The sequence below is a fragment of the Bacteroides faecis genome (genome assembly GCF_020091505.1).
Classification (GTDB): Bacteria; Bacteroidota; Bacteroidia; order Bacteroidales; family Bacteroidaceae; genus Bacteroides; species Bacteroides faecis.
Map to the genome: position 1 here is coordinate 232,633 of NZ_CP081916.1, position 15,277 is coordinate 247,909.

A 15,277-nucleotide genomic window follows, 5' to 3' on the forward strand; every position below is an offset into this window, starting at 1 on the left:
ACATGTCATTCTAACTAAATAAACAGCATAATGAAACGAATTCATATATACATACTTACAGCAATGGTTTTGCTAAACAGTTCCTGCTCGGCAGACTGGTTAGACCTTAACACTACCAGTTCGGTAGAAACAGGACAGGCAATCGTAACACTGGACGATGCCCAAATCGCTCTGAACGGAATTTATCGTCTGGCATCCGGCCACAGCTACTACGGAGATAACTATTGGTATTACGGTGATTGCCGTGCCGCCGATGTACAGGCACGTATAACCAAAGGAGACGGAAAACGCGTATCTCCCTATTATGAATACAACGTGCTTGCTTCCGATAATCTGAATATTGTACTGCCCTGGAACACCGTTTATAAAGTAATACGACAGACGAATAATCTGATACAGAAAATTGAGTCGGGCAGTATTCAAAGCAGTGATACCAAAGAACTGAACCGCATTAAGTCCGAAGCGCTGGTCATGCGGGGACTTTCTCTCTTCAACCTGACCCGGTTGTTCGGAATGCCTTATACGAATGACAAGGGGGCTTCATTGGGAGTACCCATCGAAACCTCCCCGTCCGATCCCACGCATAAACCGTCACGCAATACTGTAGCACAATGCTACGAACAGGTAGTCAGTGACATGAGCAATGCACTCTCCGGATTGACACAAGAGACATCCAATGGTTATATCAACTACTGGGCAGCTCAGGCATTACTATCGAGAGTCTATCTGAATATGGGTGAATATCAGAAAGCCTATGATGCCGCTACGGATGTTATCAACAACAATGGCGGACGTTACCAGCTTTACAGTTATGAGGAATATCCCAATGTATGGGGACAGGATTTCCAGTCGGAATCATTATTCGAACTCTACATCACTTTATCCGAACCCTCTGGAGGTACAGGCGGTGAGGGTGCTCCGATGGTTTATGCCAACGAAGCAACAATCGACTGGAATAATCTGATCTTGTCGGAGGATTTTCTCAACCTGCTGAATGAAGATCCCAAGGATGTACGCCATTGCCTGACAAAGGAATCTGTTATAGAAAACAACACCGGACTTCCGACTGCCGCCAGGCACGAGAAAGTCTATCTTGCCAAATTCCCCGGTAAGACCGGAGATGATCCCAAGACCAATAACATTTGCATCATCCGCCTTTCCGAAGTCTATCTGAATGCGGCTGAAGCGGGACTGAAAAAAGGAACGAATCTTGAAGAGGCACAAAGTTATCTGAATGACATTATCAGCCGCCGTACCACGGATACGAGTCAACAAGTATCAACAGAGACTTTCACTCTGGACAGAATTCTTAAAGAACGCCGCAAGGAACTGGTTGGAGAAGGGGAAATCTTCTATGACTACTTACGCAATGGCCTGGCTATTGAACGCAAAGGCAGTTGGCATCTTGAAACTCTGAAAGCATTTAACGCACAAAAGATAGAAGCTACCGATCTGAGAATAGCTCTGCCTATCCCGCAAAGTGAGATAGATGCCAATCCGAATATACAGCAGAATCCAAGATAACCAACGTCTATTGATGTATATAATTTCCGGAATAAACTGGCTATATTCACATATTTAACCTGTCCCCCTGATATCAAAGAAGGTACATTTCATAAAAACTGAAATGTACCTTCTTTACCATTCAACACAGTCCTCACTCTCCCGCTTCTTTCCTCCTTAGTAAACGAATCGATAAAACAAAGCCCTTTTTCACCTGCATCTATTGTGAGCAGAATTGTTTTTCCTATTTTTGCACTTGACAGAAAATTATTAAGGGCTACTTTATGAGGAATATTATAGATAAGATGAACTCTTTGTATCCAATTTCGGATGAAACGATACAAATACTAAAAGAAAATACAGTATTATGTCATTTTCCAAAGAGACATCAACTGATAGAGGCTAACAAGTTTTGCAAATCGGCTTATTTTATAGAAGAAGGGATGACCCGCTCTTTCTGGCTGGTAAACGGAGAAGAGATAACAACTTCTTTTGCATGTGAAGGGGCGATTGTCTTCAGTATGGATGAATTATATTATAATAAGATGAGCGAAGAATTTGTGGAAACCCTTGAGGATGTTGTCGCATACAAAATATCACTGACGGATCTGCTCCGGTTGTTTGAAACCAATATCGAACTGGCAAACTGGGGAAGAGTGATTCATCAAAACGAATACAGACGCCTGCACCGTTCGCACAAAGACCGCCTTACCCTGTCTGCTAAAGAAAGATATGAAGCATTCAAGCTTCAGTTTCCTCAAATGTGCCAGCGGATACAATTAGGATACATCGCCTCTTATCTGGGCATAACACTTTCAACACTCAGCCGCCTCAGAGCATACAAATAATTCTCATACATGGTAAGATTTTGATGCAGGACAAATTTTTAAACCTATAAAATCCGTATTTTTGCGGCTTCTACAATGACTAATACTAATTTGAACAATAATTTAAAACATGCAAAAAATCTCTTCTTCTGCCTTTGCAGACTCTAAACCCCATTACGTACTCCTTGACGGACTGCGAGGGGTTGCGGCCCTTCTGGTTATATGGTATCATGTATTTGAAGGCTTTGCCACAAGTCCCATCGATCAGAAATTCAATCATGGATATCTGGCTGTCGATTTCTTCTTTATTCTGTCGGGCTTCGTTATCGGCTATGCTTATGACGACCGTTGGAAAACAACGATGACCCAGAAAGAGTTCTTCAAACGCAGGTTAATCCGTCTGCATCCGATGGTTGTTATGGGAGCCGTTTTAGGCGCTATTACATTTTGTATACAAGGCTGCGAGCAATGGGATGGCACCCGTGTTTCCATATCCATGGTCATGTTGGCCATGCTCCTCAATCTTTTCCTGATCCCGGCTGTTCCGGGTACAGGTCCCGAAGTCCGTGGAAACGGTGAGATGTATCCTTTGAATGGTCCCAGCTGGTCTTTGTTCTTCGAGTATATCGGTAATATTTTGTATGCCCTGTTTATTCGCCGACTGTCTACCAAAGCACTTACGATACTCGTTGTGATAGCAGGAATCGGATTGGCGTCCTTCTCGATATTCAATCTTTCCGGCAACTATCACTTAGGAGTAGGCTGGTCGATGATCGACTATAACCTGATCGGAGGTTTTCTACGCATGCTGTTTGCATTCTCTATCGGATTATTGATGTCACGCATCTTTAAACCTGTCCACATCAAAGGGGCTTTCTGGATGTGCAGCGTGGCAACTCTCGTTTTACTTTCCATGCCCTACGTTGGCGGTCACACTTCTCAGTGGATGAACGGCATTTACGATGCTGTATGCACCATTCTTATTTTCCCGCTACTGGTCTACCTGGGTGCTTCGGGAAAAACTACAGATAAAGGCACAGCCAAGATCTGTAAATTTCTGGGAGATATATCTTATCCGGTATACATCATCCACTATCCTTTCATGTATCTGTTCTATGCCTGGTTGTGGAGTAAAGAACCACATATTACTTTCTCCCAGTCCTGGCCGATAGCCCTGGTCGTGTTCTTCGGAAGCATCTTGCTGGCTTATCTTTGTCTGAAACTATATGATGAGCCTGTAAGAAAGTGGCTGAGCAAGAAGTTTCTGGCCAAAAAATAAGAATAGTATCTTTTAAAAAGAAACAATCATCTCACCTTGATAAGAAAGAATGCTTATCAAGGTGAGGCTATTTTCTCATCTTTGGCAAAGTCCGACTAAAGAAAAATAGAAGGTAAATAACAATGGCAGTTTACTCAAAACAAACAATAAAAAAGAGCATTACACCATGCTTGATGCAATGCTCCCCATTAAATCAATAAGTATTACGAACTATCCAAAAGAGAAAGTCATATGACTTTCATTATAAACCTCTACCAGTCCATTCTTGCGTTCAATAAACACTTTGTTTTCACGTGCCAGCCAACCGACTGCCAAAGCCGTGCTTTCTACACTAAGATTTACTTTTCGGGCAAGTTCCGGGATGGAAATTCCATCGACTTCATTGAGAACATGCCAAATCTTTCCCGCGTTGACACCTACAATTTTCTTATCCATAGTAGTCTTTTTAGAATTAATACAAAAGGGAAACTAACTCGTCTAAGGGACAACGCTTTTTCACTATAAAACCCAAACTAAAGATCTTTTCATCTGTTTTGAATGTTATCTTGATTATCGAGGATAGGTATAAAAAAACGTGAGCCTTTTCTTCCCAAATGTAGCAACAGGAACTACCAATCCCTACAACACAAATGAGAAGAACGCCCACGCAAAGTATATGTATAATAAGCGTAGGCGTTCAGCCATTTTTACGTGTTGTAATATTTACCCCGAGGGTAAAGAAATTGGTAGTTTCGTTACTACGTAAAAAAGCTGAACGCTTTTCAATATTTAGTCTCAATGAACGCACCTTTCAACGGCTATACAAATATAGCAAAATTTTATATTAAAGATTACATTCGTCCTTTTTTTTTGCTTTGCGACTACTAATTTATCACATTTCTTAGCATTACAACTACAATAGAGTCTCTCTCCTCATCAAATCTCCCTTCCACTTAAGCGCCCTATTTATTTGCCGGGTTCAAGAGGAAGGGAGAGATTTGCTAAATTCAACCAACTACATTGTAAATGTACACTTCAGGGGCTGCCTGAAAGTAGGGCTTTAGTTCAACTACTACATCCTGATTAAACAAATCAGAGACTAAATACCCTTCGGCCTCTGTTGTAGAAGTAAAACCATGAAGTACCTGCACATCTTCCCCCCTTACAAGTAATTGCTTACTGACTGCACCGGATATTGTATCCAAAAACGGTTGACGATACTTTGTGTACACAGCTGCGGCAGCCGCACGATCGTTCTCATTTACTTTAAGAGTTATTTCCAAATAAGCTCCCACAGTTTTTTCTGTTGCCATAATCTTTTGTTTTTAAATTAACACTGCAAAGTTAGAACTACCGGCATTGGTATTCAATGGGGTTTTAAGAAAATGAATGGTAAATTTGAGAAGGCTATTTCATACTTTCAAACTCACTTCCTTAATTTACCATTAAATATCTCTTTTTTACCATTGACCTGACATAAAAACAACTTATCTTTGCAAGCAAACTTATATCCATCAATTGTATTACTAATACCATATCCGCTAATGAAAAAGACAGAAACATTTCCTCTTTATCATTTGGAAGAAAAGACACCTGCCAGTATTCAGTTCGAGCTAATGAAAATGCCGGATTTTTTCTTTGAAAACGGCGACAATCCCAAGCAGCCGCACATACATGGCTTTTACCAGATTATATGGTTTCAGAAAGGTACAGGAGTCCACTATGTTGATTTTAAGGAGTATTCGGTAAGCGACAATACGTTGTTCTTTATATCACCCGGCCAGATACATTATTTCGACAATAATCAGGAAGCTGAAGGAGTGATTATTCATTTCAATGAAAGTTTTCTTTCAGACGAAGGAAGCAGCGAAAATGTATTCCTGAAATATAATGTCTTCAATGCCTTCGATGCTGTTCCTTATTATAATGTAACCCCGGAGAATATCCAACGTTTGGCTTATATTACAGAAGAAATGGAGACTGAAAGCCGGAATATAAATACATTTGCCCATAAAGACTATCTAAAGTATTTAGTAAAAATGTTCCTGATCTACATACAGCGTATCGGACAAAGGGGAACAGGCATCCCATTGTGTATCAACAATTCGTCCAATCGTACTTTTGTTCAGTTCCGTCAAACATTGGAGCACCACTACCGACACATACACACAGTTAAAGAATATGCCAATTATCTAAACGTATCGACTAAAACTCTGACTAACTGTGTTTATGAAAGTTCTCATAGTACACCATTGAAGATTATCAATGACCGAGTGATACTGGAAGCCAAACGTCAACTGCTTCATTCCAGTCTAAAGATCAAAGAAATCGCTTTCTATCTGGGATTTGAAGATCCATCTTATTTCGTAAAATTCTTCAAACGACAGACAGGATATTTACCGGCAGAATTCAGAGAATAAATTAAACAACTTATGAATATAGTATACAAAGAGACAAAAGACTTCACAGAACAAGAGGTAGAAGAACTATTCTTGTCTGTAAAATGGTTATCGGGGAAATATCCCGAACGGCTAATTAAAGCATTAAAATCTTCGTCATTAGTAGTAACCGCATGGGATGGAACCCAATTAGTTGGCCTCATCCGTGCACTGGATGATGGAGAAATGGTTGCATTTCTCCATTATTTATTAGTACACCCCGATTATCAGGGGAATGGTATTGCCGGAAAGCTCCTAGATATTGTAAAGGAGAAATACAGAGATTACCTCTACCTCAACATCATGCCGGATGAAAAGAAAAATATTGTTTTCTACGAGAAACATGGATTCTCGTTATTAGAGGAAGGAGCGGCCATGCAAATCAGGCATTTATAAAAACGATTATTTACTGCCAATCATTTTATTTCTGATTTTTGGCTATAAATCAACCTATTTCTCTGGCTGATCGTCCACACGCCATCTACGAACCGTACATTCTTTGTATCATCATCTTCCACATTCCATGCATAACCTCCTGATGGCAGGCCACGTCTTTCCAGAATTTCATTGGGTTGATCATTAGAAAAGAAAAGCTCTACTCGTGTAGAATCAGGGCTAAAAACAATGAAAGCAGAAGCGTCATTGCAATCAACCGCTTCCGTACGGATTCCTTTTTCGAACAAACGAATACAATCCTGTTGCACCTCACACCATACATATCCGGCAGAGCCGATGCAACCATGCTCATCACGGTCACCTCCTACTATCGGAGATTGCGGATACTGAACCAGCTTAGAAGCCTGCATTCCCGGTGTGTATTTTCCTGTATAGAATACCTCCAGAGTATCATTCAGAAGCAGACCATTGACCTCATCTTTACTCGCATCCATCGTACTGAATGAAAGTGTATCATTTTTATTTGTAACAATCGTTACTGTATTCATAGTCGCATCACAAACGACACCTTTTGAACTTGTTGCCTTTGATGAACAACCTCCCATCATGCACAAAACTCCTAATGCTAATATTGCTGTTTTCATATTTTTAATTGACTGTTTGTTCTAATTCAGTGCAAAGATAAAGGTTATATGGAAAATATACTATCATCGCAAGCTGAATTAATGAATAAACACCCATTTATACTATATCTTTCCATATAAGTATCATTCAGTTGATTAATACGATAATTATTGTAGTCGCACGCAACATTGCCATGTTTTTGCCGAGACAGGTAGACGAATACTCAGAAGAAAAGGCATTGGATATTCTGCAATATATCCAAACTAATATCTACCAACCTGATAAAATCAAGACCAAAGTTATCAGCAGGCATTTTGGCATTTCGGCAAATTACCCAGGTCGATATTTTAAATTATAAACTAAAATTAGTAGAAGATCGATTATTACATAACGAGATGCGGATAAGTGAGATTGTTACAGAATTAAGGCACTAGATTCATCCGGAGAACAAGCACATTGTCGATATTTGCATTCCGATAAAACTTCTTTAATGAATAATTTACTTTACCGGGTAAATCGAAGGAGCTCTTCTCCTCTAATCAGAAAAGAAAAGTCCTTCGACAAGTTTTGGATAGCATAACAATCAGAACGATCTAATTATCAGATTTACTTTATAGTTTGAAATAACAGGCTATTGCCATTGATGTCCATCCATTCCGCCATCAAGCAATAATATGCCGGATAGTCAGCCGGAGTTATCAATTGCTTTTTCAGTTTCAAAGTACGGATGATCTCTATTTTATCCACCGCCTTTTTCACTGCAACTTCCATGCTACCGACAGGATTTTCCATCTTTTTATTAGTTGGTATAACCGTTGATTTCATTCCTTCATCGATTTTTACGATATAGGTGTAAGTTTCATCAGGCAAATACCGCAAAAGCAAATTAACAGGACGAGTGGTATTCAGAGCCGTCATACGTCCATCGTAACTTGCCCACCCACCGCGAGCCTGTGGCAAATCAATTTTCCGATAACCACCAGCCAGCATCTTTCCGGTTTTATCACTCACCCGTAATGTATCAGTCCGTGAAATAACATGAGTAACCTTCTTCAAAGCTACCGGTTGAGCATTCAGATCAACAACTGAAATAAAATCTTGTATATCAGCAACCCCATTATTGGTCACAAACAATCCACTAAGAGCAGCAAGCCCGGCTGCATCTTTATCTTCAGTTTTAGGAAAAGCCGCTTTTAGCTCCGCACGAATACCTATCGCCTGCTGCAAGGCAGCCAACAGAGCTGCTTTCTCCGCTTCAGTTCCGTATGCGGAACGAATCACCTCAAAAGCCGGTCGCAAACGGTATCCGGTTTGTGATAATGTCAGACTGCAATTTCCTAACCCTTCTACATAAACAGTGAGTAAATCCTTTTTTTGTTCTGTAGTTTGTGCACCGGCAGTCAACTTCTGTGCTAATTCGGAAACATCTTTTCCATTATTTTCTAATTGTTGTTTTATCACTTTCAACGCATCAGCTTTTGAAGCATAAGTTGATGCCACAACTGCCTGTATATTGCCTGCGGGCAAAGATACGTCAAGTGAATAAGGACGTGGTTGCACATTTTTCAATGTCCAGGTCACCGTTTTCATACCATCCGCAGTTTTTACAACCGGAGCAATTTTCCCATTCAACCATTCATAATGCAGAGGTTTGCTTTCGGGCACTGACAGTGAAAATACATATTCCCTGATTGGGGAAAGCTCTTCCACCTGCTCACACACATCCAGTTCGGGCAAATATCCCGGACGAGTAACAACAGAGTAATCCAGATAAATAGTGGCTCCCAACTCCAGCCCCGTATGGACAATTACCATCTCTTTCAAACTGTTATAAGCCGGAGCATCTGCCGCCGCAGAAGGAAGTACCTCTACAAACGCATTTTCAGGAGTCTTCACAATAGTACCATCTTTCTGACGAGTATAAGAATCGTGTATCTCCAGTTTCTGATATTCCGGATTGTAAATAATAAAACTCTCTCCATACACACGGTTCATCGCTGCATGGGTAAATAAAGTCAGCTCTTTTTGCACACGCATTTCCTGACTACCGTCAGCGTGTAACGTATAAGTCTTGCTCAGTTTTCCAAATTCAGCTTCGGATGCCGCTTTCATTGGGAGTGCCAGAATCAGCATCACCAGTGTTACTATATAATAATATGTATTTTTCATTCTGCTCTACTTTTTTATCACCAAATATTCACCATACGCCTTGTGGGCATTAACAGCATTGCGGAAACTTTCCCAATCGGAAGCCTCATAGACACGTTTCTTCAAAGCCAGCCTATTGTGGAGCAACACTTTATTCCCTTTCTGTGTCAGCGAACCTTCAAAGTCAGCTCCTACTCCTTGCATCATTTCATTCTTGGCAGCATTCACCAGTTTGTATCCCGCCGGAAGCTGAATCATTTCATCCAGCTCGACCAAACGGGAACAACCATCTTTGAAACCATATTTGCGATTTTCTACTGAAGTGTCGATACGCAAATAAGAACGTACCTGATTATAAAGGTTATTCATCACCATCGGACGGAAGAACATCTCTCCCTCCCCTTTCAAGGCATAGTCGGGTATCTCATAACGAAAAGTGATTTTAATAGGTGCAGCCTGATAATCTTTGGGATTCTTTCCATAGTCTACGCTCAGCAATCTGGCTTTAGGAGAGATAGTTAACAGTTGGCGCTCCATCGTACTTTTCCATTCGCTCTGAAAACCGGTAGTAAAAATGCGGCGGATATTGCTGTCACTTTGTCCTTCGGCTGTAAGAGTGAAAGTACCACGCAGTGTACCATCTGCCTCCAGACGGTTATCAGCTTTGATACGTACATAATGGTTTTCGGGAGATGAAACCGGGGTGATACACAAATCAGAACCTTCGGGTACCCCCGGTAGATAGTTTTGCTGCTGTTCGGCACTACTCCACAACTCGCGGCAGAAAGGAACCCACGTAGGGTCGAGGGGCATATAAGTTCCATTACTCAATTTTACCACAGCCACACAGTGATTAAAATGATCGGCAGGAATACTCTCTACACGACTTCCTGCCATAGTCATCGCCGGATAGGCCTCGAAACCGGCCATACGCAAAAATGAAATCAGTGTACCTGCTATATCTTTGCAGACTCCACAACGGTCAGTATAATTCATTTTCGTATTATGGAGCGTGAAACCCTCTCCTTTTCCCATCGAAATACCGGAATAGCGAATATTATCTGCCACCCAATGAGTCAGTACAGCAATCTTTTCCATTTCGGTGTTCTTACCTTTTACCAATTCATCCACCTTCTTCTGCGCTTCGGGCAATGGGGCAAAGCTCCCATAATCTTCGTTCACTTTATTGAACCAAAGCGATTTGTCTTTCCATTGTGGAGTTGAAGACATCATCAGTTTGGGAGCCGCATCGAAAAGATCTACCATGTTCGGTTCTTTAGCGAAAGGCACCATATCATTCATCACAAAACTATATTTTTTGCAACCGTCTTCATAGCGCATAGATGAGGTGCACTCCCCCTGATAAAACTGAAATTGAAGTTCCTTCTCCATCGGAATACTTACTACATAAACTTTACGTACAGTAGGAGTATTGCTCCAAAAGGGAACAATATCATAAAACTGCCCACGCATAGGCGGAATAAAACGTGATTCGTCTTCATCACCGGCTGTAAGCAACGCATAAGTAAAACCTTTTTTAGCTATTTCGTAGTCCACGACATCACCGGGCTGCAAAGCACCCACTTCGATCATGATTTGTCTCGCTCCCCAATAAATAGCCCGGGCAGGAGCAGCATAATCACAGGTTCCTTTTACATCAAGCTCATCTATCTTACCATTGGCACGATAGATGGTTACGTGTTTAAACTCAGCATAAGCAGTCAAAGGGTCATAATCGTATTTTATCACCCGGTTGTCCACTGCTCCTTTCGGAGTCTGTACCTTAATTACTTTACATACGGCAAACGAGCCTTGCCCGGTAGGTTGGACAGACACCAGCGTGCTATCCAACAGCGTCACGCAATCGGAAGTTTCGTAAGTCTTTCCCTTCGCAATCTTTTCATAAGATTTCCAGTTTTGAGCCAATGATGTGGCCGAAGCAAGAAGGCAACAAAGGAATGACACTAATAGTTGTTTTCTCATGTTTTTCACTCACTTTTTATTTATAAAAACAAATGTAAATAAAATAATCGATTACCCAGCACAAGATAGCTATATCTGACAACGATTCACTAAAAGATTTTCCGATCTTTGCGACACATTACATATCTGATATAAAACAGTAATAGCATGAAAGAGACTTTTCAAGTACCGACTCCCAGAGACATAGAGACTCTGATAGGCACAGAACTTTATAATGTATGGAACCGGCTCTGCCAACTCATTGAGCAAAGCTATGAAATGGAGCAACTTTGGAATCGTGGCGGCAAAGCGTGGACATATGAATACAAATACCGTAAAGGCGGTAAAACTCTTTGTGCACTATATGCCAAAGAACGTACTTTGGGATTTATGGTTATCTTAGGTAAAGATGAACGTGCCAAATTCGAAATGCAGCGAGAACTGTTTTCTAACGAGGTAGAGATGATATATGATGAAGCTACCACTTTTCACGATGGTAAATGGATCATGTTTGAATTAAAAAACACAGAACTATTCAATGATATGGAACGACTCCTACTAATCAAAAGGAAGCCAAACAGAAAAATAAATATATAGATTTCTTAAGGAAAAGCACGATATCCCACAAAATAAATTTCTCATATTGCCCCCTTCAAGAAGCCCTATCCAAACAAATAATTCCCCCTTGCAACATTTTTGATACCAGAAAAATAAAACATATCGCAACTCTTTTCACCCTATGTCCTCAAATCTACAAATGGAATGTAGATTTGGAGGACTGGGAGAAAGTATTAAGAATAGGATGTCAGAACATTACTCCGACTGAAATTTCAAAGGCACTGCGCGCCATCAATATTTATGCACAAGAACTGGAATGAAATAAGAGGAGGAATTGACAACCTAATAACGGGGTATATTTCTGACCTCCTCGTAATACTTTTCCACTCCAATCTCTTGCATTCGCCTGTTGATGGTTACAAATCTTTTGTATAAATGCTCGTCGAAACCTGTATTTTCACAGGGGAACTGGCTGCACTGGAAACAAAAATCGACTTGTTTCTCTTCGCTGCATGCACGTACATTACAAGTTTTGAACAACTTGCATTTTTCTTTCCTGCATCCTTGACAAGTCGCTACGGACAAATGATCCAGAAACTCTTTAAAGTCCGGATACTTTGCAAAAACAGGTTCGTCAAGCATAGCTACAAAACGCTGTGCATATACATCAAAGTTGCCCAGTGACCTTTTAAGTTCATTGCTATGATAAGAAATATCTCCGTCTGCAAAAGCAAAGCATTTTCCACAATGCAGACCACAAGGGGCAATACGCCCCTTTATAAATTCGCTATCTGCCTTTTTCATTCTTCTATTATTAATTCCATTTGAATGTCTCCCCTTTCATAAGTCGTGTGATATTCGGAAAGTTCCTTGAATCCCAGTTTATGATAAATATGAATAGCAGGTTTCAACCGTGTATTGCTTTCTATAAAGATTCTTTTACCACCCAACTCTTTGGCTTTATTCACGACAGCTTCACAAAGCAGTACTCCGATACCTTTTCCCTGTACTGCAGGACTGACAGCAAGTTTGGTCAACTCATAATCATAAAGCGGATGATCCATCTTGCACAAAGCACATACACCGACCGGCTCATTCTTATAAAGAGCCACCAGAATAGTTCCGCCTTTATCCAAAATGTATTCCTGCGGATGATCCAAGGCCTTATAGTCGGCTTTTTCCATTCGGAAATAGGCAGTTATCCATTCTTCATTAAGAGCCCGGAAGGCCGGCTGATAGCATGGTTCATAAGGTACAATTCTGATATCCTGATTCTCTCTCACCATTTTCGCCTCTTTTACCCGTTGCAGCAGAGATTTATCTGACAATAGTTCTTCCCATTCTTCAATAGCTTTCCAAAGATCATTCCGGGTCTGCCGGGTTATCTCTTCAATAGCGGTCGTCACATCCACACATTGCTCAGCAAAAGAATCCGACATCTTCTTCCCTTTGGCAGATAACATTACTACATTTCTTCTCCCGTCCGACTTGTCTTTTGATTCTTTTACCAATCCTTTAGCCACCATTTCCTTTATTATATTACTCACTGAAGGATGAGAGTGACCTATTTCTCTCGCAATAGAGGTAATCGTTTTCGCCTCCCCACGAGATAATACAAAAAATACAGGAAACCACTTGGGTTTCAAGTCTACTCCAAACATTTTGTAGATTGCAGCTGCATCTACTGTGATCTTATCAGTCAGCATACGCAGTCGGCTGCCTATAGCTAATTTCCCCGTCTGATTAAAAAAGTCCATGTCTTTATTATTTGCGTTATTAAATACGTAATTAATTACGAAAATATAAATATTTTCGACTATACAAACAAATATTATCCAACAAATACGTAACTGATTACATATTTATTGGATAATATCCTTTTTTTACATCCCACGAATGCGGAATTATACCTAACTTAACCGAAAATGAACAAGTTCCAAGTCTTTTTTGTTATCAGGTCTCATTTATCTACTTCACAATCTTATAGATATATTGATTAATGAGATCATGTTGCACTCTGGTGCCATTCTCACCCATAAGAGATTAATCAAATAATTTCTAAGCCGTACGTAGAGAACCTTCCTGAATCCTTCCCAGAATTTTAGGAAATTGCCAAAAGAACAACAACGTACAACAAATGGCAGCTGTTGCGTCGGATATAGCCTCAGCTGCATAGACTCCGGTCACTCCCATAAAATGCGGTAATATCAATGCCAGCGGAATCAACAAAATCACCTTACGCAATAAAGCAATAAAGATAGAAATTCTGGCCTGTCCCAGCGCTACAAACATATTCTGACAAGCACGTTGTAACCCAAAGATTGTCATGCCGCCCAAAAAGACAGGCATCGTCCAACGAACTGTATCAATCAGTCTTTCATCGCTGGTGAATGCAGACGCGATAACTGAAGGAAACAGAATCATGAAAAGCATCAATACCAGGTTAAATGAGAACATAGTAATCATCACAATACGGAAACAATCTTTCACACGCTGTTTGTCGCCATGACCATAATTATAACTTATAATCGGTACAAAACCTTGCGCAAATCCAGTGAGCGGTACGCTGGCAAACTGCATCGCACTTTGCAGAACAGTCAAAGCACTGATATAAATATCTCCAAATCCTTTCAGACTGCTATTCAGAACAAAACCGACCAGGCTCTCTGTGCTTGCCATAATAAAAGGAGATACACCTAAAGCAAAGATGGCAAGTATAATCTTTCGGTCCAGCCTGATATAGCGTCTTTCCAGAGGTAAAGAGGCACGTCGGGAGAAAAGAAAACTCAATACCCATGCCGCACTGCACGCTTGGGAAAATACAGTAGCCAAAGCCGCTCCTTTTACCCCCATATCCAACCAAAAGATGAAGATAGGATCAAGGGCGATATTCAGTAAAGCTCCTATTAAGACTGAGTACATAGCGATGGCAGGACGCCCTTGTGCATTGATAAAGCTGTTCAAACCTGTGGATATCTCAACAAATATCGTTCCAAGCAGATAAATGGAAAGATAATCAACCGCATATTCCAATGTGTTTTCAGAAGCTCCTGTAAAAAGGAGAATAGGCTCCATAAAAGTATATGCGATGAAAGATGTTAATAGAGTAAATAATATCAGCAAAACGAAGCCATTTCCCAGTATTTTCCCAGCCCGTGAACGGTCTCCCTGCCCAAGTGCCATAGCAGCCAGCGGTGCACCACCACCGCCGACTATCGCCGAGAAGGAAGAAATCAGTATAATAAGGGAAGTAGTCACCCCTACACCGGCCAGCGCATCGGTTCCAATTCCCGGAATATGTCCGATGTATATACGGTCGACAATGCTATAAAGCAAATTGACAAACTGTGCGGCTACTGCCGGAAGAGCCATTTTAAAAACAAGCGGTAACATACGTTCTGTTCCCAGCCGTTCTTCATATTTATTTATCATTCCACATTTCTTTTCTAAAGCCGGTACAAAGTTACTAGAAAAACAGGCTAATCTTACAAAGGTGACAGATATATTGACTCTGAAATAAAATAGAGGAGGAATACAGATGATTCTAAATAATAGAAATGCGA

Annotated in this window: 15 protein-coding genes and 1 pseudogene; 8 read left to right on the forward strand and 8 right to left on the reverse strand. The window is 40.7% G+C overall.

The window, feature by feature from the left end; all coding sequences use genetic code 11:
- The first annotated feature begins 30 nt into the window (after positions 1–30).
- The 3 genes from K6V30_RS01440 (at position 31) to K6V30_RS01450 (ending at position 3,609) form a co-directional block, all read left to right on the forward strand.
- Positions 31–1,524 carry a RagB/SusD family nutrient uptake outer membrane protein gene (locus tag K6V30_RS01440; protein WP_010535383.1) on the forward strand — a complete coding sequence of 498 codons (1,494 nt, stop codon included), beginning with the start codon at positions 31–33 and terminating at the stop codon, positions 1,522–1,524.
- A 263-nt stretch (positions 1,525–1,787) separates the two neighbouring features.
- Positions 1,788–2,351: a Crp/Fnr family transcriptional regulator gene (locus K6V30_RS01445; protein ID WP_010535384.1), complete on the forward strand. Its 564-nt coding sequence runs from the start codon at positions 1,788–1,790 to the stop codon at positions 2,349–2,351.
- Between the two features lie 109 nt (positions 2,352–2,460).
- Positions 2,461–3,609 (forward strand): acyltransferase family protein, encoded by a 1,149-nt coding sequence (locus tag K6V30_RS01450; RefSeq protein WP_010535385.1) that lies wholly within the window; start codon positions 2,461–2,463, stop codon positions 3,607–3,609.
- A 210-nt stretch (positions 3,610–3,819) separates the two neighbouring features.
- Here K6V30_RS01450 and K6V30_RS01455 read toward each other — a convergent pair whose 3' ends face one another.
- Both K6V30_RS01455 and K6V30_RS01460 read right to left on the reverse strand, forming a co-directional pair.
- Entirely contained in the window at positions 3,820–4,044 is a 225-nt protein-coding gene (locus K6V30_RS01455; RefSeq protein ID WP_010535386.1) for a winged helix-turn-helix domain-containing protein, read from the reverse strand.
- A 551-nt stretch (positions 4,045–4,595) separates the two neighbouring features.
- Complete coding sequence (locus K6V30_RS01460; RefSeq protein WP_010535387.1) at positions 4,596–4,901, reverse strand: hypothetical protein; 306 nt, start codon at positions 4,899–4,901, stop codon at positions 4,596–4,598.
- A gap of 231 nt (positions 4,902–5,132) precedes the next feature.
- Between K6V30_RS01460 and K6V30_RS01465 the strand changes: the two genes are divergently transcribed.
- Positions 5,133–6,008: a helix-turn-helix domain-containing protein gene (locus tag K6V30_RS01465; protein WP_010535388.1), complete on the forward strand. Its 876-nt coding sequence runs from the start codon at positions 5,133–5,135 to the stop codon at positions 6,006–6,008.
- Positions 6,009–6,020: 12 nt separating this feature from the next.
- Positions 6,021–6,422: a GNAT family N-acetyltransferase gene (locus K6V30_RS01470; RefSeq protein WP_010535389.1), complete on the forward strand. Its 402-nt coding sequence runs from the start codon at positions 6,021–6,023 to the stop codon at positions 6,420–6,422.
- 20 nt (positions 6,423–6,442) lie between these two features.
- On the opposite strand, the gene K6V30_RS01475 is transcribed toward K6V30_RS01470, so the two are convergent.
- Positions 6,443–7,066, reverse strand: coding sequence for a hypothetical protein (locus K6V30_RS01475; protein ID WP_010535390.1), 624 nt, complete (start codon positions 7,064–7,066; stop codon positions 6,443–6,445).
- 122 nt (positions 7,067–7,188) lie between these two features.
- Here K6V30_RS01475 and K6V30_RS01480 point away from each other — a divergent pair.
- Positions 7,189–7,471 (forward strand): annotated as a pseudogene (locus K6V30_RS01480) (AraC family transcriptional regulator); the annotation flags it as partial.
- Positions 7,472–7,652: 181 nt separating this feature from the next.
- Here K6V30_RS01480 and K6V30_RS01485 read toward each other — a convergent pair.
- The gene (locus K6V30_RS01485; RefSeq protein WP_010535392.1) at positions 7,653–9,215 is read right to left on the reverse strand and encodes a DUF3858 domain-containing protein; all 1,563 of its coding nucleotides are present in this window, start codon (positions 9,213–9,215) and stop codon (positions 7,653–7,655) included.
- A 6-nt stretch (positions 9,216–9,221) separates the two neighbouring features.
- Entirely contained in the window at positions 9,222–11,177 is a 1,956-nt protein-coding gene (locus K6V30_RS01490) for a DUF3857 domain-containing protein (RefSeq protein WP_010535393.1), read from the reverse strand.
- Positions 11,178–11,324: 147 nt separating this feature from the next.
- Here K6V30_RS01490 and K6V30_RS01495 point away from each other — a divergent pair, with 147 nt between their 5' ends.
- On the forward strand, positions 11,325–11,753 hold the full coding sequence (locus K6V30_RS01495; RefSeq protein WP_055270456.1) for a DUF3788 domain-containing protein: 429 nt from the start codon (positions 11,325–11,327) through the stop codon (positions 11,751–11,753).
- A gap of 77 nt (positions 11,754–11,830) precedes the next feature.
- A complete protein-coding gene (locus tag K6V30_RS01500) occupies positions 11,831–12,034 on the forward strand; it encodes a hypothetical protein (RefSeq protein ID WP_029425004.1) in 204 nt (67 codons plus the stop codon).
- A gap of 22 nt (positions 12,035–12,056) precedes the next feature.
- Here the strand turns inward: K6V30_RS01500 and K6V30_RS01505 are convergent, their stop codons facing one another.
- The 3 genes from K6V30_RS01505 to K6V30_RS01515 form a co-directional block, all read right to left on the reverse strand.
- Positions 12,057–12,518, reverse strand: coding sequence for a DUF3795 domain-containing protein (locus K6V30_RS01505; RefSeq protein WP_010535396.1), 462 nt, complete (start codon positions 12,516–12,518; stop codon positions 12,057–12,059).
- Positions 12,515–13,471 (reverse strand): bifunctional helix-turn-helix transcriptional regulator/GNAT family N-acetyltransferase, encoded by a 957-nt coding sequence (locus K6V30_RS01510; RefSeq protein WP_055270458.1) that lies wholly within the window; start codon positions 13,469–13,471, stop codon positions 12,515–12,517. The genes K6V30_RS01505 and K6V30_RS01510 overlap by 4 nt, the downstream gene beginning before the upstream one ends.
- A 301-nt stretch (positions 13,472–13,772) precedes the next feature.
- On the reverse strand, positions 13,773–15,146 hold the full coding sequence (locus tag K6V30_RS01515; RefSeq protein ID WP_055270460.1) for an MATE family efflux transporter: 1,374 nt from the start codon (positions 15,144–15,146) through the stop codon (positions 13,773–13,775).
- Positions 15,147–15,277: the final 131 nt, after the last annotated feature.